The sequence below is a fragment of the Serratia sp. YWN4 genome (genome assembly GCF_055790845.1).
Genome location: NZ_CM147696.1, coordinates 2,236,497 through 2,260,051, shown reverse-complemented (window position 1 = coordinate 2,260,051; position 23,555 = coordinate 2,236,497). Strand labels below are relative to the sequence as shown.

Annotated in this window: 25 protein-coding genes; 9 read left to right on the top strand and 16 right to left on the bottom strand. The window is 55.5% G+C overall.

Features of this window, described 5'->3' with window-relative positions:
- Positions 1-56 precede the first annotated feature (56 nt).
- From ACX9GT_RS10650 to ACX9GT_RS10635, 4 genes are read right to left on the bottom strand one after another with little or no spacing between them, the layout of a single operon-like run.
- Positions 57-1,316: an FAD-dependent oxidoreductase gene (locus ACX9GT_RS10650; protein ID WP_473191035.1), complete on the bottom strand. Its 1,260-nt coding sequence runs from the start codon at positions 1,314-1,316 to the stop codon at positions 57-59.
- On the bottom strand, positions 1,309-1,557 hold the full coding sequence (locus ACX9GT_RS10645; RefSeq protein ID WP_473191034.1) for a (2Fe-2S)-binding protein: 249 nt from the start codon (positions 1,555-1,557) through the stop codon (positions 1,309-1,311). The genes ACX9GT_RS10650 and ACX9GT_RS10645 overlap by 8 nt, the downstream gene beginning before the upstream one ends.
- Positions 1,554-2,669 (bottom strand): NAD(P)/FAD-dependent oxidoreductase, encoded by a 1,116-nt coding sequence (locus ACX9GT_RS10640; RefSeq protein WP_473191033.1) that lies wholly within the window; start codon positions 2,667-2,669, stop codon positions 1,554-1,556. The genes ACX9GT_RS10645 and ACX9GT_RS10640 overlap by 4 nt, the downstream gene beginning before the upstream one ends.
- Entirely contained in the window at positions 2,669-3,616 is a 948-nt protein-coding gene (locus ACX9GT_RS10635) for a 4-hydroxyproline epimerase (RefSeq protein WP_473191032.1), read from the bottom strand. The genes ACX9GT_RS10640 and ACX9GT_RS10635 overlap by 1 nt, the downstream gene beginning before the upstream one ends.
- 380 nt (positions 3,617-3,996) lie before the next feature.
- Here ACX9GT_RS10635 and ACX9GT_RS10630 point away from each other — a divergent pair, with 380 nt between their 5' ends.
- The 5 genes from ACX9GT_RS10630 to ACX9GT_RS10610 all read left to right on the top strand — a co-directional run bounded on the left by ACX9GT_RS10630 (position 3,997) and on the right by ACX9GT_RS10610 (position 10,213).
- Positions 3,997-4,842, top strand: coding sequence for a helix-turn-helix domain-containing protein (locus ACX9GT_RS10630; protein WP_473191561.1), 846 nt, complete (start codon positions 3,997-3,999; stop codon positions 4,840-4,842).
- Between the two features lie 196 nt (positions 4,843-5,038).
- Entirely contained in the window at positions 5,039-5,959 is a 921-nt protein-coding gene (locus tag ACX9GT_RS10625) for a dihydrodipicolinate synthase family protein (protein WP_473191031.1), read from the top strand.
- A gap of 60 nt (positions 5,960-6,019) precedes the next feature.
- Positions 6,020-7,645: an aldehyde dehydrogenase (NADP(+)) gene (locus ACX9GT_RS10620; RefSeq protein WP_473191030.1), complete on the top strand. Its 1,626-nt coding sequence runs from the start codon at positions 6,020-6,022 to the stop codon at positions 7,643-7,645.
- A complete protein-coding gene (locus ACX9GT_RS10615; protein ID WP_473191029.1) occupies positions 7,623-9,188 on the top strand; it encodes an APC family permease in 1,566 nt (521 codons plus the stop codon). Before ACX9GT_RS10620 ends, ACX9GT_RS10615 begins: the two co-directional genes overlap by 23 nt.
- Before the next feature lie 11 nt (positions 9,189-9,199).
- A complete protein-coding gene (locus ACX9GT_RS10610) occupies positions 9,200-10,213 on the top strand; it encodes an Ldh family oxidoreductase (protein WP_473191028.1) in 1,014 nt (337 codons plus the stop codon).
- Positions 10,214-10,247: 34 nt separating this feature from the next.
- Here the strand turns inward: ACX9GT_RS10610 and ACX9GT_RS10605 are convergent, their stop codons facing one another.
- Positions 10,248-10,676, bottom strand: a complete 429-nt coding sequence (locus ACX9GT_RS10605) for a universal stress protein (protein WP_473191027.1) — start codon at positions 10,674-10,676, stop codon at positions 10,248-10,250.
- Between the two features lie 746 nt (positions 10,677-11,422).
- On the opposite strand from ACX9GT_RS10605, the gene cycA reads away from it, so the two are divergent.
- On the top strand, positions 11,423-12,820 hold the full coding sequence (gene cycA / locus ACX9GT_RS10600; protein ID WP_473191026.1) for a D-serine/D-alanine/glycine transporter: 1,398 nt from the start codon (positions 11,423-11,425) through the stop codon (positions 12,818-12,820).
- 89 nt (positions 12,821-12,909) lie between these two features.
- Here cycA and ACX9GT_RS10595 read toward each other — a convergent pair whose 3' ends face one another.
- The gene (locus tag ACX9GT_RS10595; protein ID WP_473191025.1) at positions 12,910-13,833 is read right to left on the bottom strand and encodes a LysR family transcriptional regulator; all 924 of its coding nucleotides are present in this window, start codon (positions 13,831-13,833) and stop codon (positions 12,910-12,912) included.
- A gap of 68 nt (positions 13,834-13,901) precedes the next feature.
- Here ACX9GT_RS10595 and ACX9GT_RS10590 point away from each other — a divergent pair, with 68 nt between their 5' ends.
- Entirely contained in the window at positions 13,902-14,519 is a 618-nt protein-coding gene (locus ACX9GT_RS10590; protein ID WP_473191024.1) for a LysE family translocator, read from the top strand.
- Positions 14,520-14,774: 255 nt separating this feature from the next.
- Positions 14,775-15,086: a hypothetical protein gene (locus tag ACX9GT_RS10585; protein ID WP_473191023.1), complete on the top strand. Its 312-nt coding sequence runs from the start codon at positions 14,775-14,777 to the stop codon at positions 15,084-15,086.
- Positions 15,087-15,201: 115 nt separating this feature from the next.
- On the opposite strand, the gene ACX9GT_RS10580 is transcribed toward ACX9GT_RS10585, so the two are convergent.
- On the bottom strand, positions 15,202-15,438 hold the full coding sequence (locus tag ACX9GT_RS10580) for a hypothetical protein (protein WP_473191022.1): 237 nt from the start codon (positions 15,436-15,438) through the stop codon (positions 15,202-15,204).
- A gap of 298 nt (positions 15,439-15,736) precedes the next feature.
- Here ACX9GT_RS10580 and ACX9GT_RS10575 point away from each other — a divergent pair, with 298 nt between their 5' ends.
- Positions 15,737-16,408, top strand: a complete 672-nt coding sequence (locus ACX9GT_RS10575) for a precorrin-2 dehydrogenase/sirohydrochlorin ferrochelatase family protein (protein ID WP_473191021.1) — start codon at positions 15,737-15,739, stop codon at positions 16,406-16,408.
- On the opposite strand, the gene cobT is transcribed toward ACX9GT_RS10575, so the two are convergent.
- The 9 genes from cobT to cbiM form a co-directional block, all read right to left on the bottom strand.
- Entirely contained in the window at positions 16,405-17,463 is a 1,059-nt protein-coding gene (gene cobT / locus ACX9GT_RS10570; protein ID WP_473191020.1) for a nicotinate-nucleotide--dimethylbenzimidazole phosphoribosyltransferase, read from the bottom strand. The genes ACX9GT_RS10575 and cobT overlap by 4 nt on opposite strands.
- 4 nt (positions 17,464-17,467) lie before the next feature.
- The gene (locus ACX9GT_RS10565; RefSeq protein WP_473191560.1) at positions 17,468-18,085 is read right to left on the bottom strand and encodes an adenosylcobalamin/alpha-ribazole phosphatase; all 618 of its coding nucleotides are present in this window, start codon (positions 18,083-18,085) and stop codon (positions 17,468-17,470) included.
- Between the two features lie 9 nt (positions 18,086-18,094).
- Entirely contained in the window at positions 18,095-18,841 is a 747-nt protein-coding gene (cobS, locus tag ACX9GT_RS10560; protein WP_473191019.1) for an adenosylcobinamide-GDP ribazoletransferase, read from the bottom strand.
- Positions 18,838-19,380 carry a bifunctional adenosylcobinamide kinase/adenosylcobinamide-phosphate guanylyltransferase gene (gene cobU / locus ACX9GT_RS10555; RefSeq protein WP_473191018.1) on the bottom strand — a complete coding sequence of 181 codons (543 nt, stop codon included), beginning with the start codon at positions 19,378-19,380 and terminating at the stop codon, positions 18,838-18,840. The genes cobS and cobU overlap by 4 nt, the downstream gene beginning before the upstream one ends.
- A 138-nt stretch (positions 19,381-19,518) precedes the next feature.
- On the bottom strand, positions 19,519-21,048 hold the full coding sequence (locus ACX9GT_RS10550; protein WP_473191017.1) for a cobyric acid synthase: 1,530 nt from the start codon (positions 21,046-21,048) through the stop codon (positions 19,519-19,521).
- Complete coding sequence (locus tag ACX9GT_RS10545; protein WP_473191016.1) at positions 21,048-21,860, bottom strand: ATP-binding cassette domain-containing protein; 813 nt, start codon at positions 21,858-21,860, stop codon at positions 21,048-21,050. Before ACX9GT_RS10545 ends, ACX9GT_RS10550 begins: the two co-directional genes overlap by 1 nt.
- A gap of 13 nt (positions 21,861-21,873) precedes the next feature.
- A complete protein-coding gene (locus tag ACX9GT_RS10540) occupies positions 21,874-22,551 on the bottom strand; it encodes an energy-coupling factor ABC transporter transmembrane protein (RefSeq protein WP_473191015.1) in 678 nt (225 codons plus the stop codon).
- Positions 22,538-22,819 (bottom strand): energy-coupling factor ABC transporter substrate-binding protein, encoded by a 282-nt coding sequence (locus tag ACX9GT_RS10535; RefSeq protein WP_473191014.1) that lies wholly within the window; start codon positions 22,817-22,819, stop codon positions 22,538-22,540. Before ACX9GT_RS10535 ends, ACX9GT_RS10540 begins: the two co-directional genes overlap by 14 nt.
- A gap of 1 nt (position 22,820) precedes the next feature.
- Positions 22,821-23,552, bottom strand: a complete 732-nt coding sequence (gene cbiM / locus ACX9GT_RS10530; protein WP_473191013.1) for a cobalt ECF transporter S component CbiM — start codon at positions 23,550-23,552, stop codon at positions 22,821-22,823.
- Between the last annotated feature and the right edge of the window lie 3 nt (positions 23,553-23,555).

Here is a 23,555-nt window from a genome sequence, read left to right as displayed (position 1 = left end):
ATCATCATTCATCTACCCGTACTCTTTTATCACTACCTCTGATTGTAGCAGTTTTATTACTCCATCTTTGATTGGCTCAGCAAGGCCAACGTTTCAACCCGCACCGGCGTCAGTGGGACTCGAGGTTGCGGCAGCGGCCACCCATACAAATGGCGTACCGCAGTGGCACAAATTTTCCCTTGGCAAGCCCCCATACCGCAGCGGCTACCCAGTTTGGCGTTAGCCCAGTCAGTATAGTCACTCAGTTGGCCCTGTTTGACATCCTCACAGCGGCACAGCAGCGTATCCGGCGTTGCCAACGATTTCAGTACCTGATTCAGGGCGAAAGTCTGCGTCACCGCCATGGCAAAGCTCTGCCACCGATCACGTTGCTCCATCTGCTGCTGCGCCTTTTCTTTATTCTCTGTCGCGGCGTAGCCCGCTATCGCCCCTTCCACCAATGCCAATTCACTGCCGCCGACTCCGGCACATTCACCAGCAGCAAATATCTGCTTGACGCTGGTTTGCTGCCAGCGATCGACCGCTATAGCTTCATTAACTATGCGGCACCCTAGCAGCATGGCCAATTCGATATTGGCCACCAAACCAAAACCGCACGCCAGGCGATCGCAGGCTAGGGTATGTATCTGTTTTCCCTGCCGAACCCGTACAGACTCAATACGCTCCTTCCCCTCTGCCGCCAATACTTGGCTATTAGTCCGATAATGGCGGTTAACCAGAGAAAAAGCCTGGCGCAATTTCGTCGGCCAGCGCCACAGTTCACAGGTGAAAGCCATCACACGCCGAAAGCGTGCCTGCTCTGCCAGCAACACCACTTCACCACCCGCTTTGACTACACTGCTGGCCACAGCCAACAACAAAGGCCCACTGCCAGCAATGACCACGCGTAGCCCTTTTACGGATAAGCCATTCTTGATCTGTGCCTGCAAGCTACCAGCACCGCTGACTCCGGGTAACGTCCAACCAGGAAACGGCAGCAGCAGCTCACGCGCACCACAGCAAAGGATCAGCCGCCGATAGGTAATCACGCCATGACCTTCCGCACTTTCATACAGGATCTGCTGCTCTCCATATTGTGCAACCACTCGTGTGGCATTAAGCAGTTTCACATTGTGAAGGCCATTCAATGCCTGCCGATAATCAATGGCGGCAGCGGGTAACTGTACTTCTGGCCCATCGCGCCAAATCTGCCCGCCAGGGCGAGGATTATCATCAAGCACCATAATCCTTTTTCCGCTTTCTGCGGCGGCACGTGCGGCGGCCAACCCGGCTGGCCCAGCGCCGATAATCAGCACCTCACACTGTAAATCACGCATTCTTGCCTCTTTCGATACACATGCCTGATTGGCACAAGGTCTGGCACGCCAAGCGACGCTGGCCGTTGATCGTGACTCGGCACTCCTGGCAAATTCCCATTCCACAGAATGCAGCGCGCGGCTGCTGAGTCACCGAATAACGGCAGATATCCTGCCCACTCAGGCTGAACGCAGCCGCCACGGTGAAGCCTTCGGGAACCAGAACGCGTTGCCCATCAATGGTCAAAATAATCTGGCTCATGCCGGTAATTCCTCCACAGTGAACATGCGTGCTGCTCGATAAGGGCGATCGTCGATTTCCGCGTGATGATGGTGGATCTGCGCACCGATCAGCGCCGCACTGCCCAACGCCGTAGTGACGCCAAGCCCTTCATGGCCCAATGCCAACCAAAGCCAGGAATGGTGTGGATGCGGCCCCAATAATGGCAAACCATCGGCAGTGGCTGCGCGAAAACCGCTCCAGCAACGGATGATATTCATCTGGGCCAATGCTGGCAGGAAACTCTTAGCCCGCGCCAGCATGGCTGCCAGCAAGGGCATATCAATAGCCGGATCGAGAGAGTCAAATTGACGTGAAGAGCCTATCAATAGCTGACCGGTTGGCCGGGGCTGCACATTGAATGCCACCGAAGTTCCACTACCAGCATGAGCGCTGGCACCATAACCCAACTCCACCAGTTGATGTTTAACCTGCGGTGGATAGCGATCGGTAATTGCCAAATGCCCTTTTTTGGCACGCAGCAAAGGCTGTGGCAGCAGTTGATCGGCCTGTAAACCACAGGCCAGTATCACTATCGGAGCGGTCAGTTTCTTACCATTCGTCAACTGCACCGTTTGCCTGTCTAGCGCCACTACCTGGTCATAAAAGGTAGTCACCCGTTCTGCGGCATCGGCAATCAGCCAACGGGCAACGTTTGGTGCGTAAACGATCCCGTCACTCGCCACCCGTAGCCCCCCGGCTAAACCACTACGCAGCATCGGTTCCCATGCAACCACCTGTGCAGCAGTCAGTATTTCACTGGTCACCCCACTTTCAGCCATGCGCTGTTGCTTCAACTGGGCAATCGCCATTTCATCCTGATGTTCCGCTAACCACAGCGTGCCACAACCCCGCCAGGCGCAGTCTTGCGGCATACGTTCCACTATTTCCCGCCACAAGCGCAACGAATAGGCACTTAGCGCCAGTTCTGCCGGATTGTCATCCATACACACCAGATGCCCCATGCCTGCGGCAGTCGCACCGGGCCGCCGATTATCCACCACCAGCACACGGCACCCTTGCTTTGCCAACTGCCAGGCGCAGGCCGCCCCGATAATCCCAGCGCCGACGACGATAACATCAGCCGCCGCCATTAACGGATCCCCCAGGCAAAGGGATCGCGCTCGTCCAGCAACAGCTGGCTGTCAGCGCATACAAAGGCTTGCCCGCGAATAAAAGGGATAATCTCGTTACCTTTGGGTTGATAGAACGCGCTGAACTCACTGCCAATCACGCTGGCCTGCCGCCAGAGAGTATCCGGCGCTAGTTTACCGTCCGCGGCCAAGCAGGCCAGCTTGGCGCTGGTGCCGGTACCACAAGGAGAGCGATCGTAGGCTTTGCCAGGGCAAAGTACAAAGTTGCGGCTGTCGGCGTGTTTATCTGGCGCAAAAAGCTCAATATGATCAATCACCTCACCCTGTTCTCCACGAATACCGGCCAGCTCAAGTGCCTGACGCACTGCCCAGCAAAACGCCGTCAGCCTATCGATATTATTAGGGGCAATTTCCAGAGAATGATCGGCGATCAGGAAAAACCAGTTACCACCCCAGGCGATGTCGCCAATAACGCCGCCATAGCCCGCTACCTCAACCGCCACCTGCTGGCGAAAACGATAGGCAGGAACGTTCTCCACCGTGACGCTGCCATCGGTGTGCAATGTGGCGTTGACCATACCCACCGGTGTTTCAATCAGATGTTTACCTGCACCAATCTGGCCCAGATAAGCCAGCGAGGCGATCAGGCCAATGGTGCCATGGCCGCACATCCCCAAGTAGCCAGCGTTATTGAAGAAGATCACGCCAGCGGTTGCCTGCGGTGAACAGGGCTGACACAGCAATGCCCCGACCAGCACGTCATTACCACGCGGTTCCAGAATGATTGCACTGCGCCAGTCATCATAATGCTGCGCAAACCGTGCTTTGCGCTCGGCCATCGTGCCCGTACCCAGATTGGGAAAACCATCGACGATCAAGCGGGTCGGCTCGCCACCGGTATGGGAATCAATCGCCCGCAGCGTGGTCAGGTGCGAAGGTAGGTTCATCAGGCTCTCCGGAGTTAAAAAAATGTTATCAACATCTCCAAGCCTGCCCGATCTCGCTGATTGCAGCTTGATGTCTTTCAGCGCAAGAAATGCCGAAATCAGCACAATCCCCCTTTAACCCACTGGCTCGGACACATTGGAAAACCACAGGTAATTAATAACTATTTATTTATCAATTAATTAAAAAAATAATTTTATCGAACGGAAGCACGTTAACGCCACAATGCATGCTCGCAGCATCACGGCCAGCAAAAGTATGCGGCGTTTCGCATATTTCATCTCTGGCTAATTATTGCGCTTGCCAAGTTATGCAAAAGTTAATATTGATCCGAATGTGTTAAAAAAGAACAATTTGTCAGTTCACTGGAATAGGTATGATTATGCGATTAGCTCCTGAATACCTCGTGAGCCCGCTTTCTTCCCGGTGCGTAGAAGAAAACGAGGATGACGTTTTTGCCATCGAACAACTCTCCCGGCTGTGTGCGGGTCTGGCGCAGCAACGCCCGGATAATCTGCACGGCTTGCTCAACTCCCTGGCGTTGATCGCCCCCCTGCTGAATGCCATTCCCAACGTGGTATTTTTCATCAAAGACGCGCAAGCGCGTTATCTGCTGGCCAACCTGACGCTGGCTAAACGCTGCGGTTTCAAAACCGTCACACCGCTATTGGGTAAAACTTCGGCAGATGTTTTTCCGGCACAGTTAGGTTCTGGCTATACCGAGCAAGATCTGCGAGTTCTACACAACGGGGTACAAATTCAGGATCAATTGGAGATGCACCTCTACAGCGGGCGCGAGACGGGTTGGTGCCTGACACAAAAGCTGGCCCTGCATGATACACAAGGCAAAATCATCGGTATGGCAGGTATCTCGCACGACTTGCAGGAGGCCAAAGCCAACCACCCGGCTTACCAGCGGTTAGCGGCGATCGATGTTTATATCCGTGAACACTTCGCCAGGCCGATCGCCTCTGAAGAATTGACCACGCTGACGGGGCTTTCTGTGGCGCAGATCGAGCGTTACTGCAAACGCATTTTCCATCTGACGCCACGCCAGATGATCCATAAAGTCCGTCTTGAAAAAGCCACTGAACTGCTGGCCAGTGACCTGCCGATTACCGATATCGCCTTACAGTGCGGTTATACCGATCACAGCGCTTTCAGCCGCCAGTTCAAGGCAATGACGGGTTCAACACCACGCGATTTCCGCACTACGCTGCTTATCTAACCCCTTGAAATAAAACTACCGATGGCGTTAACGCGTCAGGCTTATCGCTGCACATTATTTTCTGCCACTGTGCCAATTTCGTCATGGCAATCGGCGAAAGACGTCAAGCCGCCTCGGGCAATAGCGGTCAATCTGTTATCGGATTTCACCAATAGTTCACCATTGATTAACAAAACCAGATAACAGGATAAAAGCGATGAACTCTAAAACTATTAGCTGGAGTGGCGTATTCCCAGCGGTCACTACCCAGTTCCGCAGCGATTTCTCCCTGGATCTTGATGCCACCCATGCGGTCATCAAAAACCTGGTTAAAGACGGTGTTTCCGGCTTAGTGGTTTGCGGCACCGTAGGAGAAAACACCTCACTGACCATGCAGGAAAAACTGGCAGTCATCGAAGTCGCAAAAGATGCCGCTCAGGGCAAGGTGCCGGTAATCGCCGGTATCGCCGAATTCACTACCGCTTTTGCCCAGAACATGGCGCGTGAAGCTCAAAAGGTGGGCGTCGACGGCATTATGGTGATGCCAGCACTGGTCTATTCCGCCAAACCGCATGAAACCGCTGCCCACTTCCGCAGCGTGGCTGGCGCTACCGATCTGCCGATCATGGTTTACAACAATCCGCCGATTTACAAAAACGATGTCACTCCCGACATCCTCACCACGCTGGTGGACTGCGACAACATCGTCTGCTTCAAAGACTCTTCCGGTGATACCAGGCGCTTTATCGACTTGCGCAATGCGGTGGGCGATCGCTTTGTGCTGTTTGCTGGCCTGGACGATGTAGTGCTGGAAAGTGTCGCGGTCGGTGCAGAAGGCTGGATCTCCGGCATGTCCAACGCTTTCCCGCGTGAAGGCGAAACCCTGTTCAGATTGGCGAAACAAAAGCGTTTCGAGGAGGCGCTGGCGCTGTACCGCTGGTTTATGCCGCTGCTACATCTGGATGCCCGCCCGGATCTGGTGCAATGCATCAAGCTCTGCGAAGAACTGGCTGGGCGTGGCAGCGCTGTCACCCGCCCACCACGCCTGGCCCTGCAAGGGGAAACGCTGCGCGAGGTCACCGCCATTGTTGAAACCGCGTTGGCAAACCGCCCCGCGCTGCCCGAGGTCGGGCTGTAAACCCTGATCGTCGCCCGGTGCCTGACCGGGCGTATTTCTCTTAACCTTACAGGGGAACTTATGCCGAATACCATCACCCTCAGCGGCCAACAATTTATCGGCGGGCAGCGTATTGCCAGCGGCACGGCAGAGCTGATCAGCCGGAGGGCCGATAATGACCAGCCCACCGGTTATCGTTTTTATCAAGCCAGCAGCGCGGAAACCTCTGCTGCCGCAGAGGCCGCCGCACAAGCCTTCACGGCCTATTCGCAAACCAGCGCAGAACAACGGGCCCGTTTTCTCTGTGCTATTGCCAGCGAAATCGACGCACTGGCCGAACCCTTTTTCACCTTTGCCATGCAGGAAACCGCCCTGCCTTTAGCTCGCCTGCAAGGTGAACGTGCCCGCACCAGCGGCCAACTGCGTCTGTTTGCCGAACTGCTACGCCGCGGTGATGTCCACGGCGTGCGCATCGACTGTGCCCTGCCCGAGCGCACACCGCTGCCGCGCCCGGATCTGCGCCAATATCGCACGGCGCTTGGCCCGGTCGCCGTTTTTGGTGCCAGCAATTTCCCACTGGCGTTCTCCACCGCCGGGGGCGATACCGCCGCTGCCTTGGCCGCCGGTTGTCCGGTAGTTTTCAAGGCACACAGCGGCCATATGATCACCGCAGAACTCACCGCACAAGCGATCGAACGGGCAGTACAGCAACAGCAGATGCCCGCTGGCGTCTTCAATATGATTTTCGGCGCACGGATCGGTGCCGAACTGGTGCAACATCCGGCGATTCAGGCAGTGGGTTTTACCGGCTCACTGCAAGGTGGCCGCGCCCTGTTTGATTTGGCGATGCGCCGCCCGCAGCCTATTCCGGTGTTTGCCGAGATGTCGAGTATCAATCCGGTGGTCGTCATGCCGCAGGCGTTGGCTCAACGCGGGCAAAGCATCGCCCAGGAACTGGTGGCTTCATTCACGCTGGGCTGTGGCCAATTCTGCACCAAACCGGGGCTGATTATCGGTATTCGCAGCCCTGCCTTCAGCCAGCTCATTGATGATTTAAAAGCCAGAGTGAATGCCGCTTCGCCGCAACACATGCTGAATGCGGGCACGCTGGCGCACTATCGCCACGGGCTGCAAGCGCTGGAACAACATCCGGGGTTGGAGCACCTAGCGGGCAACCAGGAACAACCAGCCCATCTGGCTACAGCCCAGCTTTATCAGGCAGACCATCAATTACTGCTCAACGACGATGCGTTGTTGCAGGAAGAAGTGTTTGGCCCGGTGGCGATCGTGGTAGCGGTAGAGAATCAGCAGCAATTGCTGGCGGCGCTGGAGCATTTGCAAGGCCAACTGACCGCCACGTTACTCGTTGAGCCCGGCGATATGGCCGCTGCTGCCGAACTGCTGCCTTTACTGACGCGCAAGGCCGGGCGAGTGCTGTTCAACGGTTATCCGACCGGTGTGGAAGTCTGCGATGCCATGGTGCACGGCGGCCCTTACCCTGCCACCAGCGATGCACGCGGTACTTCGGTCGGTACGCTGGCCATTGAACGTTTTCTACGCCCGGTTTGCCTGCAAAACACCCCTGCGGCTCTGCTGCCAGCCGCCTTACAGGACAGCAATCCACTCAACCTGTTGCGGTTGGTGAATGGCACCTATACCCGCTCCTCATTGGAAGGAACCTCTTATGGCGACCCAAGGCAAGTTTAAAAAGCAGCTTACGCTCACCGATCTGACGTTTATCGGCCTGGGCGCAATTTTTGGCTCCGGCTGGCTGTTCGCCGCCAGCCATGTTTCCTCTATCGCCGGGCCTGCCGGGCTCTATTCATGGCTGATTGGCGGGCTGGCGGTGCTGTTGCTCGGCATCGTTTACTGCGAACTGGGCGCGGCATTACCTCGCGCTGGCGGCATTATCCGTTATCCGGTGTTTTCTCACGGCGAACTGATGGGCTATTTATTGGGCTTTATCACGCTGATCGCTTTCTCCAGCCTGATCTCGATCGAGATCGTCGCTGCACGCCAGTATGCCGCGGCCTGGTTTCCGTTCCTCACTCAACCAGACTCCAGCGACCCAACGCTGATCGGCTGGCTGGTACAACTGTTATTGCTGTGTTTTTTCTTTGCCCTCAACTATTACAGCGTTAAAACCTTCGCCAAATCCAACAATCTGATCAGCGTGATCAAGTTTCTCGTCCCACTCTTGGTGATTGTGGTGCTGTTTACCTTCTTTAAACCGGAGAACCTGCACAGCCAAGGTTTCGCCCCTTTCGGTGCCGCCGGGGTTGAAGCGGCTATCTCAGCGGGTGGGATTATCTTCGCTTATCTTGGCCTGACGCCGATCATCTCGGTAGCCAGCGAGGTGCAAAAACCGCAGCGCACCATTCCAATCGCCCTGATTCTGTCGGTCGTGCTTTCCACCATTATTTATGTGCTGCTGCAACTGGCGTTCCTCGGCAGTATCCCCAGCGAGATGTTGGCCAAGGGTTGGGCCGGTATCAGCAAGCAGTTCTCTCTGCCTTACCGTGATATTGCCGTCACCTTGGGTATGGGTTGGCTGGCCTTTATGGTGGTCAGCGATGCCATCATTTCCCCCAGCGGCACCGGCAACATTTATATGAATGCTACGCCGCGTGTTATTTATGGCTGGGCACGTACCGGCACCTTCTTCAAAATATTCACCAAAGTCGATAGCCAATCCGGTATCCCACGTCACGCTTTGTGGTTAACCTTCGCCTTGTCCATTTTCTGGACGCTGCCTTTTCCATCGTGGGAACGGCTGATCGGCGTGGTATCTGCTGCGCTGGTGTTAAGCTATGCTATCGCACCGGTTACTGCCGCCGGACTGCGCCGTAACGCAGCGGACCTGCCCCGGCCATTCCGGGTTCGCGGCTTCTGCGTACTCGGGCCGCTGTCGTTTATCATCTCGGCGCTGATCGTCTACTGGTCTGGCTGGAATACCGTTTCCTGGCTGCTCGGCCTGCAAATACTGATGTTCTTCATCTATATCCTGTTCAAGAATAAAGTACCGACGCACGCCGTCAGCCTGAAGCAGCAAATCCACTCATCCCTATGGCTGATCGCTTTCTATGCGCTGATTATCGTCGCCTCTTATCTGGGCAGCTTTGGCGGTATTGGTGCCATCAGTCACCCTTGGGATACCCTGCTGGTCGCCGCCATCGCGCTGGTCATTTACTACTGGGGTGCCTATACCTGCTTGCCTAAGGCGAATTTTGCCGGGGACGAAGAAGAATAAAGGAAGAGAAAATGACTCAAACCGTAAATCTATCGCTGGATGACGCTTATCAGTTGGCACACCGCGCACTACGCAGTAATGGTTTCAGCGAAGCGCACGCTCACGCGGTGGCGCAGAACGTCACTGCCGGGGAGCGCGATGGTTGTGCCTCCCATGGCTTGTATCGTGTATTAGGCTGTGTCCGCTCGCTGCATGCAGGCAAGGTTTCCGCCGATGCCGAGCCACTGCTCATCGATACCGCTCCCGCGATTATGCACGTAGATGCGGGCGCTGCCTTTTCACTGGTGGCTTACCAGACTGCGTTACCCACATTTATTGATAAAGTACGCCATTGCGGTATCGCCGCACTCGCCATTAACCACTGCGTACACTTCTCTGCGCTGTGGGCCGATATCGAACCGCTGGTTGAGCAAGGATTAGTAGCGCTGGCCTGTACGCCAAGCCACGCCTGGGTAGCGCCAGCGGGCGGAACTCAGCCGCTGTTTGGCACCAACCCGATTGCCTTTGGCTGGCCGCGCCCGCAGCAACCCCACTTTATCTTTGATATGGCCACCAGCGCTGTCGCACGCGGTGAGATTGAACTGCATCGCCGGGCGGGTAAGCCCTTGCAGGAGGGCTGGGGGATCGACCAACAAGGCCAACCGTCAACCGATGCGGCCAGCGTATTGCAAGGTGCCATGCTGACCTTCGGCGGTCATAAAGGTTCGGCGCTGGCCGCCATGGTGGAACTGATTGCCGGGCCACTGATTGGCGATATGACCAGCCAGGAGTCGCTGGCTTATGATGCCCAAACCGGATCTTCCCCTTACGGTGGCGAATTGATTATCGCCATGGATCCCGCACGTTTTCTGGGTGCCGATCAACAGGCGCACTTCGCCCGCGCGGAAGTTCTATTTACCAGCATGCAGGCACAAGGGGTGCGTATCCCAGGAGAACGGCGTTTTCAGGCTCGGCAGCACAGCCAACAGCATGGAGTCACACTACCACAGGCGTTATACGATGAGATTGTGGCGCTATGCCTGTAATACAATTGGCCCGCGCTAACGGCGGGCCAATGAGTTATCTAATCACCATCACCGACGTTTTGGCATGGCGCACAATGGCGGCGGCGTTCGAACCCAGGAGATAGGTTTTCACACTTGGGCGGCGGGAACCAATCACGATCAGATCGGCTTCTATCTCTTCGGCAAGCAGTAATACTTCGTCGCGCGGCGAACCGAAGCTGATGGTATACGCCAAGTTCTCCAGCGGCAGATCGATTTCCGCCATGATTTTTTTCAGCCCTTCAATCGCTTTCACTTCCGCCTGATTCTCAAACTCCTTGATACCAAAGGAGTAGGCGGTAACGAACGCCGAGGCATCGGGCAATGCATGGAAGAAATGCACCTTGGCTCCAGAAATTTTTGCCAGATACTCAACATGCTTGAGGGCATGTTCGGTCAACACATCTTCTGAAATATCTACCGGTACTAAAATGGTCTTGTACATATTCAATCCCTTCTTTATTTACCGTAATGGAACCAGTTTACTGCCGAGCAACAGGATGGTGAATCGGTTTATGCTACTTTTGTGAGGCGTGGCAGGAGAAGATAGAATCATCACCATCCGCTATCATTGGCCTGTTATGCTGCAAAAGCCTTTTGGGGCAGTCAGATGTTTTCTTGGCAATGCCTCAATCAAGATACCGTTATTTCACCTCGCCCCAAGCAGCCTAGAGGCAAAATCACTGCTCACCGCTGATTGAACCAATGATTTTTACTTTTGTGACTGGCATTGCAAAACCAGAGAAATGTGCGCAGTAGCGCAACGCATCTTCTTCGGCGCCACGCCAGCCGCCGCGATAAACTGATTAAAACTCAACTGCCCTTTCTGAAATCACTCTTCATAGTGCAACATTTCACTTCACCCAAGCACATGAATTTAAGTGTTTAGTCGCATTACTTTTTTTCATGCGAATTTTACAACATGCTGTCTAATCAATAAGATAAGACTTTGCAACGCTGTTCATTTGCTATGGCAAAGAGTAATCTTCCGCCCCTTGGACGTCCGATCTGCCGCCAAAGTGTAAAGAATAATCGACTGTTATCCCGCACATAAATGTTGTACACATGTTGCATAAAGATGGCGATATTGAGTTACCTTATTAAAGCCGGGACGCCCGGATAAACACATAAAAAAGAGCCACTTCAGAGCTCGCAACTTCATTCATGACAGGTAAAACAGGACATCATCAGATGGTAGATCATTCTAAAATAGCAACGGATGCCACGCCAGGGTCAGAAGATCATCTAAGACGCAACCTTACCAACCGACATATTCAACTGATCGCCATCGGTGGCGCAATTGGTACCGGTTTGTTTATGGGTTCCGGCAAAACCATCAGTCTGGCTGGGCCTTCCATCATTTTTGTGTACATGATTATCGGCTTTATGCTGTTTTTTGTGATGCGCGCGATGGGCGAACTGCTGCTCTCCAACCTGCAATATAAATCCTTCAGCGATTTTGCCGCCGACTTGCTCGGCCCATGGGCGGGTTTTTTCACCGGTTGGACCTACTGGTTCTGCTGGGTGGTGACCGGCATTGCCGACGTAGTCGCCATCACCGCCTACGCCCAGTTCTGGTTCCCCGATCTGTCGCAATGGATCGCTTCGCTGCTGTGCGTTTTGCTGTTGCTTAGCCTTAATCTGGCGACGGTAAAGATGTTCGGTGAAATGGAGTTCTGGTTTGCGATGATCAAAATCGTCGCCATTGTCGGCCTGATTATTGCCGGTTTGGTGATGGTCGCCATGCACTTCGAATCGCCTAACGGCAGCGTTGCTTCATTCTCGCATTTGTGGAATGACGGCGGCATGTTCCCGAAAGGCATCAGCGGCTTCTTCGCAGGCTTCCAGATCGCCGTATTCGCCTTTGTGGGGATCGAACTGGTAGGCACCACCGCCGCAGAAACCAAAGATCCGGAAAAAGTGCTGCCGCGTGCGATTAACTCTATTCCGATCCGCATCATCATGTTCTACGTGTTTGCGTTGATCGTGATTATGTCGGTAACACCGTGGAGTTCCGTGGTTGCCGACAAGAGCCCGTTCGTTGAGCTGTTCGTCTTGATTGGCCTGCCTGCTGCGGCCAGCGTGATTAACTTCGTGGTGTTGACCTCTGCGGCTTCTTCCGCCAACAGCGGGGTATTTTCCACTAGCCGTATGCTGTTCGGCCTGGCGCAGGAAGGAGACGCACCAAAGTCGTTTGCCAATCTTTCCAAACGTGCGGTACCGGCCAACGGTCTGACCTTCTCCTGCATCTGTTTGCTGGGTGGCGTAGTGCTGATTTACCTGATCCCGAACGTGATGACGGTATTTACCCTGGTCACCACCGTTTCAGCGATCCTGTTTATGTTCGTTTGGACCATCATTTTGTGCTCATACCTGGTTTACCGTAAACAGCGCCCGGCGCTGCACCAGAAATCGATCTACAAAATGCCTGCTGGTAAGCTGATGTGCTGGGTATGTATGGCGTTCTTCGTGTTTGTGCTGGTGTTGTTGTCACTGCGTGACGATACCCGCCAGGCGCTGGTGGTTACGCCGCTGTGGTTCGTCATTCTGGGGATCGGTTATCAGTTTGTCCGCCGCAAAAAGGCCTGATTATCCCTCTGTCGATTAGCGGTGGTGCAGATCTGGCTGCCGCTCTACGTAATGCAATCAACCGCTGACAACAGCGGTTGGATCAAAGCTCAAGAGTCTGAGCTAGATTGTAACCAGGCAATCACTCTGGCTACCGGGCTACCGGGTACCACTTTGTGTTGCGTCAACAGGCAGTAACCGCTGCCGTCCTGCTCAAAACCAAACGGAGCGATTAACAAACCAGCCTTGATATCATCCCGCACATGCTGCCAAGGGCCAATAGCAATGCCGACGCCCGCCACTGCGGCTTGCAGGCTGAAATAGAAGTGGTCGAAATACTGCTGCGGCCGATTGGTTAGTGATAGCCCCTGTGAGGTAGCCCAATCGTGCCAGGCATGCGGGCGAGTAGAGGCATGCAATAACAGAGCATTGTCACATAAATGCTTTCCCCCACCGTTGTCTACCACAAACTGCTCGAGCATCTCCGGCTTGCAGACCGGGCCGACCTTTTCGACAAACAAAGGCTCACTGTGTACATTGCTGCCCCAGTCAAAATCGTTACGACGTATCGCCACCGTCGTGCCATCGCGAAAAGAAAAAGGCCCCCCACCAGCGACCAACTGCAAATTAATTTCCGGCAAAGCCTCCTGAAATGCAGGTAAGCGGGGGATCAGCCAGCGCATCAGCAATGTGGGCTCACAGGAGAGGACGATCGGTGCATCCTGCGCCTGCTGGTATAACTCTTGGGTCGTATCCTCCAGAATACCGAATGCCTGCTGCGTAGCCTGATACAGCTTGCGGCCTGCGGAGGTCAGAAATACTCGCCGATGACGGCGTTCAAACAGTGCAACACCCAGTTCATCTTCAAGTGCGCGCACTGCTCGGCTCACCGCACCGTGCGTCAGGCTCAGATTCTGTGCCGCCAGCGTAAAACTTTCCCTACGTGCCGCAGCCTCAAAACAACGTAACCCGCCAAGTGACAGCTGCCGACCGACTTTGCGTGAGCATTTCTCACCAATATGGTCAGTTTTCATCGTTTGTCCCCGTACATTTTTTTCCTTATAAATCAAATACAAAAAATCAACTTTTGAGCGTAAAAATCATGACCGAACTCTTAGCTGTCATCTCTATTACTTTATTCGCTGTAATAAGCCCTGGGCCTGACTTTGCCATGGTCTCGCGCAATAGTCTGTTGCTCTCACGCCGTGCCGGGTTACTGAATGCCTGTGGCATCGGCGCTGGCGTGCTGGTTCATATCTCTTATACCCTCATCGGCATCGGAATGCTGATACTCCAGTCTTTATGGCTATTTTCTTTATTCAAGGTTATCAGCGCAATCTGGCTGATTTATCTGGGAATTAACCTGCTGCGCCAGGCAAATCTGCCGTTAGTGCCGCCAACTTCTGTCGCCTCCGATGATTTGGGCGCGCTAAAAACCGGCTTTCTTACTAACCTACTCAACCCGAAAGCCACTCTGTTTATTGTCAGCCTGTTTATCCAGGTGGTTGATTCCCAAACGCCAGTCTCGGTGCAGATCGGCTACGGGCTGTTTATTTCATTGGCTCACGTTATCTGGTTCAGTCTCGTGGCATTGTTCTTTTCGTCACCCGGCGTCAATGCCCGCTTCCTGCGGATGCGCAAAAGTATCGACCGGTTCTTTGGCGGGATCCTGATCGCTTTTGGTACCTTACTGATCGCCACTCACTTCACGTCAAAGTGAACGCGCTGCCAACGCTGAAAACCCCAGCAATCATCACCGGTAGTTATCCCCAGGGCCGAACATCAATCGGCCCCATCTTGTTGCTGAACGACTGCAAGGTTAAAATGCCACTCAGCCTGCCATTCACAACCTGAACGTCACGGTCGCTTCAAGATGTGCTCTGCCTGCTCTTAAGCCAAGGTCAGGCGTTTATTTTTGCGTATTGCAAAGGGAAATAAGTCAGTGTCTAAAGATTTTGATGAACTAATAAGAGACATGGATCTTATTATTGAAAATGTAGACAGTTTCAAGGCTCTCGCCCCCCGCGTACCTCAACCAGCGGTGGAACCGCCAGCAGTTCATTATTACGACTCATTCTGCGAAAACATTGCGTTGAAAGTGGTCCTGAAAGTGTTGCTCTCATCAGTGGATAAAATCGTCAAAGTACAGATCGCCAACAAAGTTGAGCAGGAAATCGCCCAGATCGAACAGCAGGTCGTGCGTGCCGGTGGCGGCCCGGTTGCCGCAGAAGATTTAGCGCAAATGACACACTATGTTCGCCGTACCGTCAGTGATTTACTGGACTAGGCTAACCGCCTTGGTGGCACCGGCCTGTACCAAGGCTCGCTGAAAGTCTCTATTTATGCCACCAAACGGCGTAAATTTTATTGATCATGGTTGAGGATTGATAATCAGGTCAGCGTTAAGAAACGTAAGAGAAACGTTTCGGCGGTAAGTCCAGTGCCCTGGTTTTGCTTACCTTAACCGCTTTTGCGGGGTCGCCAGCAATAAACTCCAGGGTTGGCGAATAGTAAAAAGGCAACCAAGCCTCATAGCTGCTCTCCCATTCCCATTTCACCGGGCATGGCCACAGAATATCTTCATACAGAACGTAATAGATCCACCGTCCATGCGGGCGGCGCGGCTTGACTGTTTTCATAGTGCCATCAGTAACTCCCTTGCCCGTCGCATAGTTTTCTGCTCAATGATCTGATCAATCAAACAGCTATACTACCTCAGCGAGCCCATCTGAGGCGAGAAACACCACTTTCTGATTGATTGGTTGCCATAGATTATAAAACAAGGGTGACCGGCTCGCTAAAACCCGCTGCGACGACGGTGCAAAATAGGATGAGGATATCAGGTGATGAGTTTCCAGCAAAAACCGCAATAGCCTTAAAAAAAACATGCCTTTAGCGCTATAATAGCTCCCCATTCCCTCCACCTGAAAAAACGCCATGGATTACTTACCGCTGTTTATCACTCTCAAGCAACGTCCGGTTTTGGTGGTAGGGGGTGGAAAAGTGGCCACACGCAAAATTACCCAACTACTGCGTGCCGGGGCGCAAGTGCGCGTCGTGGCACAAACGCTGACGCCGGAGCTTTATCAGCAGCATCAGGCGGCACTCATCTGTTGGATTGCACAATCTTTTGACGAACAGCAGCTAAACGGCGTGTTTCTGGCGATCGCCGCCACCAACGATCCACAGCTCAACGCCAGCGTGGCCCATGCGGCTGAACGGCGTCAACTGCTGGTCAACGTCGTTGATGCACCTGCTAGTGGTTCCTGCATTTTCCCGGCGATAATTGATCGCTCACCGCTGGTGGTGGCCTTTTCTTCTGGCGGCCAGTCGCCCGCGCTAACACGCATTTTACGTGAAAAACTGGAACAGCTTCTGCCCGCCAGCCTTGGCATGATGACGCGGATTGCCGGATTGTATCGTTCACAGGTAAAGACACGGCTACCGGAGTTGGAAGCACAGCGCCATTTCTGGCAACGGCTTTTCAATGGAAGATTCGCCCGCCTAGTTGAATCGGGGCAAGAACAGCTCGCTCAGGCTGAGCTCCAGCGTGAACTGGCGCGCTCAGCCGAGCAACAACAATCCGAGGCCGATAAAACCCGCCGCTAGCGGCTGCTGCCGGGGATAATGATATTGCTGTCGGCCAGCAGCCCCATATGGTTATACATCGCGCAGGCGGCATCCACGATATGCATGGCGATCGCCGCACCGCTGCCCTCTCCCAGCCGCATTTCCAGGTGCAGATAGGGGGATAATTGAAGATGCTGGAGGGCGATGGCCGCACCTTTTTCCGCAGAAAAGTGCGATGGCAGCAAATAGTGCCGCACTTCGGGCGCAATACCACAGGCCACCAGCGCCGAAGCGTAGGAGAGAAAGCCGTCCAGCACCACCGGCACACCCGCCGCCGCCGCGCCCAGCATAACCCCGGCCATGCCCGCCAGATCGTAACCGCCCAGCTTGGCCAGCACGTCCAGCGCATCGTTGGCATCCGGCTGATTGTGGGCAATGGCCTGGCGGACCACCGCCACCTTGTGATGCAACCGATCGCTGGGGAAATTGGCACCAATGCCCACCACCTCTTGCGGATCGCTACCGGTCAACACGCTGATGATTGCGGCCGCAGGCGTGGTATTGGCCATCCCCAACTCCCCAACACCAAACAGCCTAACCCCAAGTTTTGCCTGTTCCAACGTCAAGCGGGCGCTGGCCAGCAGCAAATCCTCCGCCTGCTGGCGCGTCATTGCTGCTTCTCGAGCAATATTGCCGCTGCCGCGTCCTACTTTCATATTGATCAGGCTTGGCAGCGGATCGCTGTCAATCCCCACATCCACCACCTTAACTTCGGCCCCGGCATTGGCGGCCAGCACACAGACGCCGGTAATGCCTTTCACCATATTCAGCGCTTGAATTACGGTCACTTCGCGGGGCGATACCGCCACCCCTTCGGCATACACTCCGTGATCGGCGGCCATAACGATAATTTGCTTGCGCGTGGCGGTCATCCCGCTAAAACCGTGCATACCTGCCAATTGCATGGCCAACTGCTCCAAACGGCCCAGGCTGCCGGGCGGCTTCAGCAGCCCATCCAGACGGGTGGCTGCCTGCTGCATGGCAACCGTATCCAGCGGCGCGATGGCACCGATTAACGACGAAAGTGTTTGCATCAGTTTATTCTCTGGTTGCAGGCAACCAACGTGCCTGACTGTTAAAAGCCCGCAGCGCGACAAACCCTGCACGGATCTCCAGCACGCTGTAAGCCCCCTGTTCAAAATGGAAGTGCCACATACCGGCAGCCGGCATCGCCAATAGCCCGGCCAGCAGCAGACTGAGGCTGCCCTGATGCGCCACCAGCAGGCGGTTACCGCCGCCGTTGCTGGCTAAAAGCTGTTGCACCTGCTGCTGAATGCGCTGAGAAAATAACGGGAAAGACTCGCCCGCCGTCGGGCAACCTTGCTGCCAATCCGCCATCCAGTTGGCCCAAGCGTCGGCGTCCTGCTGCTGCAAATCCCGGTGATGGCGCATTTCCCAATCGCCAAAGTTCATTTCGTTAAAACCGCCGTCAACCTGCGCCGATAGCCCTCGTTGCCCCAGCACAATCTCGGCGGTATGCCGCGCTCGCAGCAGTTCGCTGCTGGTCGCCTGGGCAAAAGGCACCTCGGCCAGCCATTCCGCCACCCGCTGTGCCTGCATCACGCCTTGATCGGTCAGCGGCACATCGGTCATGCCGCAGAAAATGCCTTGTTGATTGGCCAGCGTTTGCCCATGTCGCACCAGAAATAACCGCATCGTCATCACTCACAGCAGCGCCATTAAGAACACCAGCTCGGCCACTTCCACTGCCGCCCCCAAGGTATCGCCGGTCTGCCCGCCCAAGCGGCGGTGCAAGTAGGTTCGCAGCAGCCACACGGCGAGCAACGCATATCCCAGCGCGAACATCGCTTTTCCCTGCCCCAGCAGCATCACCAGCACCGCTGCGCAGGCCAGCGTGGTTGCCGCTTGCACGCCGTTAATCCGGCCGATATAGAGATTCCCCAAGCCATCGCCCTCGCGAGCATAGCGCTGGCGATACATCAGCAACACCAGTAGCGATCGCCCGACCACGCTGGCCGCCGTCAGCGTGGCCAGCATCGGCAGCCCGCGCAGCGCCAGTTCGCTAACCACCAGCACCTTCGCCAGCACAATAAACACCAGCGCCAACCCGCCGTTGGTTCCCAGGCGGCTGTCGCGCATAATCTCTAGCATGTTCTCCCGGCTGCGGGCAGAAAACACGCCGTCACAGGTATCCGCCAGCCCATCGAGATGAAATGCCCCGGTGACCAACGCCAAGGTCAGCACATAAGCCAATGCCGCCAGCGGAAACCCGCACCAAGGGGCCAGCAAGATAAACACCCCACCGCCAATGGCCCCGACGATCAGCCCAATCAGTGGAAAGCCGACGATGCCACGCTCGTAATGATCCAGCTCCAGTCCCTGTGTCCAGCGGGCAGGCACCGGAATGCGCGTCATAAACTGCAAGGTGGCTAAAAACAGACGCAACCTCATTTGATTTTTACCTCGATACCAGAGATCACCAAAAACACCTTTTCAGCAGCGGCGGCCAGGCGCTGATTGACCCGGCCAGCGATATCGCGGAAATGCCGCGCCAAACGGTTTTCCGGCACAATACCCATGCCCAACTCATTGGTGACCAGATAAATCGCCGCCGGGCTGCGGGCGCAGGCCGCCAGCAATTCGCCTATCTGCTGCTGAAGTTCCTGCTCCACCGCCACAAAATCGATCTGCTCAACCGGCGTGTCGGCCGTTAAGGCAAACATCTGGTTGGCAAGCAGCGTGGTGATACATTCAACGATCACCGCCTCGCCAACTGCCGCCTGTTCATCAATCACGCGCGCCAATTGCTGGCTACCTTCCCAGGTGCGCCAATGGGCCGGGCGGCTTTGGCGGTGCAGTCTGACCCGCTCGGCCATTTCTTCATCGGTGACCAGCGAGGTGGCGATATACAACACCTGCTCGCTCGCACCCGCCAGCCGTTCGGCCAGTGAACTCTTCCCGCTGCGTGCGCCACCGGTAATCAGGATCACGAAACACTCCCCTCTGATGGTTAGGTCTCCCCCTCTCCCTGTGGGAGAGGGCCGGGGTGAGGGGCTTTAGTACAGAGACATTCCCCTCACCCTAACCCTCTCCCCAAAGGAGAGGGAACTGGTTAGTACTGGCTGGTGTTACTCCTCTTTATAGCTGCTCATGATGCGGTAAATAGCTGCTATATCAATATGTTCCCGCATCGCATCGGCCAAAATGTCAAACTGCTGCTGTTTATACTGGGTATAGTCCAATGCTGCACCCTGATCAATCGGCAGTCCTTTCCTGCTGCGTAACCCATTCAACAAGGCGCGGCTGAAAGGACCACTGTCAAACAGACCATGAATATAGCTGCCCATCACGTTGCCCGCGCGGTTCACCGCGCCATCAAAGGCGCAGTCCGGTTCACCATTGCGCTGGGTTAAACGGGCAAAAGGCTGTGCTTCTGCCCCCAGTTGCGTGGCCCCCATATGAATTTCGTAACCGGCCAACGCCTGCTCGGCGCAAGCGGATAAAATACCGGGCAGCGCAGGCTGACAGCGGGCAATTACCTGCGTGGTCACCTTTTCTTGTGCGAACTGGGTGGTGACATCCAGCAATCCCAAGCCTGCCATCTGCGCCACGCCGGACTCAACGCCATCGATAATGTGTTTACCCAGCATCTGATAACCGCCACAGATGCCGACGATCGGCGTCCCGGCCTGATGCTGTGCCAGCAACGCCGCCGCCAAGCCGCTGTGCTGTAACCACTGCAAATCCCCCAGCGTGTTTTTGCTGCCCGGCAGAATAATCAGATCGGCACCGGCCAGCGCCGCAGGATGCGTGATATAACGCAGCGCTACGCCCGGCTGAGCCGCCAGAGCGTTAAAATCGGTAAAATTGGCGATATGCGGTAGCTGTACCACCACAATATCCAGCAAGTGCTCCCCCGCCGGGCGGTATTTACCGTTTTGCAACGCCACACCGTCTTCATCTTCCAGATCGATATTCAGCCACGGCATCACCCCCAGCACCGGCACGCCGGTCAGGGCTTCGATCTGCTCCAATCCTGATTGAAGCAACGCGATGTCGCCACGGAATTTATTGATGATCACCCCTTTTACCCGCGCTTTCTCTTCGGGCCGCAGCAGCGCCAGCGTGCCGTAAATGGCAGCAAAAACGCCGCCGCGATCGATATCCGCCACCAGCAGCACCGGCGTTTGGGCGATCGCCGCCATGCCCATATTGACGATATCCCGGTCGCGCAGGTTGATCTCCGCCGGGCTGCCCGCCCCTTCCAGCACCACCACGTCATAATCGTTAAGCAGGCTGTAATAAACCTCGCTAATCTGTTGCTGCAATTGCGGCTTGTAGTGGTGATAGCTAACTGCGTCCATATCGCAGGCCACTTTACCCATCAGCACCACCTGCGCCTTGCGATCGCTAGTGGGTTTCAGCAGCACCGGGTTCATCCGCACGTCAGGCGCAATCCCTGCCGCCTCGGCCTGAAAGATCTGCGCCCGGCCCATCTCTTCACCATTAGCGGTAATGCCGGAATTGAGCGCCATATTCTGCGATTTAAACGGCGCGCAGCGGTAACCATCCTGCGCAAATATCCGGCACAAACCGGCCACTAATACGCTTTTACCGACGTCCGACGCCGTTCCCTGTACCATTACGGACAGTTTCATCACCCTTTCTCCACCTCACGCTGGCGCAGCAGCGCAAACAGCTGTTGTTCCGTTTTGCACAGCGGCAACCCCAGTTCACTGTGCAACTTCACCAGCCAAGGTTGCACCAACCCGGCGGCAGATAATTGTTCCTGCTGTAAGAAAACCTGCGCCGTTTCCCCGGCGCAAACCAGCCGCCCATGGGAAAGGACATACAGGTAATCACAAATATGATAAATCAAATCAATGTCATGGCTGGAGATAATTACCCGTTTGCCTTCGGCGACGATCCGCTCAATGATGGCGATCATCTGCTGCCGCCCCGCCGGATCCAGCCCGGCGGTAGGCTCATCCAGCAGCAGGTATTCCGCTTCCATCACCAGCGCCCCGGCGATCGCCACCCGCTTTTTCTGCCCATGGCTCAAATTCTGTATCGACTTATGCCGAAAGCCCTGCGCATCCACCAGCGTCAACGCCCGATCCACCCGCTGGGCAATCAGTTGCCGATCCATCCCCAGGTTATGCAGGCTGAAAGCGATATCGCTGTCGATATCGGTATAAAACAGTTGCTGTTCCGGATCTTGAAACACGGTGGTCACCCGCTGGCGCAGCGCCCGTAGGCTGGCTTTGCCGTAATCGAGCGCTTCCCTTTGCCACAGCACCGCCCCCTGCTGCGGGCGCAATATGCCGGTCAGGTTCATCAACAGAGTTGATTTACCACAGCCATTCGCCCCTAACAGCCCGGTGACCGCATGCTGGCCAAAATCCAGCGTCAGATCCTGTAACACCGGTTCATCCTGGTAGCTGAAACTGAGTTGTCGGGTGCTTAACATCGGCGGCCTGCTCTCACAGCGGGAAATCCCCCTGATACAGTTTGACGTCCAGCGCGATAATCATCTGCTGATAGCGGATCATCACCCGGGTAAATAACATGCTCACCAGCATCGCCAGCGAACGGTAACTGCTGCCCAGCGACACATAGCCAAAGCGCAGCGACTGAGCGCGGTGGATCGCCGCAGCCTCTTCGATAAAAATAAAGATAAACCGCCAGGTCAGCAGAATTTGCTCCGTCAGCAGGCGCGGCGCATGGCAGCGTTTCAGCAACTGAATCAGTTGCGGAAATGGCGTATTCAGCACAAACCAGAAGGTGGCAGCCAGCGCGGCCAGGCTGCGCCACAGGGTGTGATTGGCCGTTACCAACCCCGCGCGATCGATACCCAACCAGAAGTTCCCCACCTGCATGCCCCACCACAGGCTATCGGGCTGCCGGGCTACCGAGAGCATAATGGTCAGCATCCCTACCAGCAGAAAAGTCAGCGGGATCGCCAGCCAGCGCAGATAACGCGCCGGGCCGATGCGCAGCAGGTAACAGGTCAGCAGTGCGATAATCACCAGCAACAGCGCCTGATAGCGCGGTGGCAACACCATCGCCAATAGCAGAAACAGGCCATACAGCGCCAGTTTTGCCATCGGTTCGCTATGCCGCCAGCGGCTTTGTTCGCTCAGTCGATCAATCCCCAACATGCTCACGGCGTTTACCCCGGTAGTAACCCAGAATGTAAAAAATCACCGCCGTCCCTAACGACCCTTGCAGGGTAAACAGCAGGCTTTCAATCTCACCGCTGGCCGGTTCATACAGCGGGGTAAACCAGGGTTGATAGTGCGGTGAGGTTTGCTGGATCAAGGTTTCGGCCTCCCCATCCGATCCACCATATTCGCCGCCGTGGTTGATAAAGAACGGCATGATCACCAGTGCGGCCACCATTGCCAGCAGGATCAGCGTTTTTTTCATCTCAATGCCCCTCGGCCGGGATCAACCGGCGTTTCGTCAGCTGGTCATAAATCATCACGGTCAGCAACCCTTCGGCAATGGCGATTGGGATCTGCGTCAGGCAGAACACCCCCATAAATTTCACGCTGGAGCCGATGATGCCAAACTGCGGATCCGGGAAGGCCACGCCCAGTTGTACCGAGGTGACAAAATAGGTCGCCAGATCGGCCACTGCCGCACACAGAAACACCGCCACATCGCGGCGCAGGCCAGATTTACAGGCCAATTGCCACACCAGATAACCCACCAGCGGCCCGATCACCGCCATCGACATACCGTTGGCCCCGAGCGTGGTCAACCCGCCATGGGCCAGCAGCAGCGCCTGAAACAGCAGCACGATCGCCCCCAACACCGCCACCACCGCCGGGCCGAACAGGATCACCGCCAGCCCTACCCCGGTGGGGTGAGAACAACTGCCGGTGAGCGACGGGATCTTGAGCGCCGAAAGCACGAAAATAAACGCCGCGCACAACGCCAGCAGCACCTTCTGGTTGCTGTCGTCGCTGACGATCTGCTTCAACCGCCGTAGCCCAACATACAGGCAGGGCAGAAACAGCAGCCACCAGGCCATCGCCCACAGAGGCGGCAAAAAACCTTCCATAATGTGCATGGCAAAGGCGTCTTGCGGCAGCAACATCATCAACAACGCGAATCCTAATCCCATTAATGAGAGTTGTTTGGTTTGCGTTTCCATCGG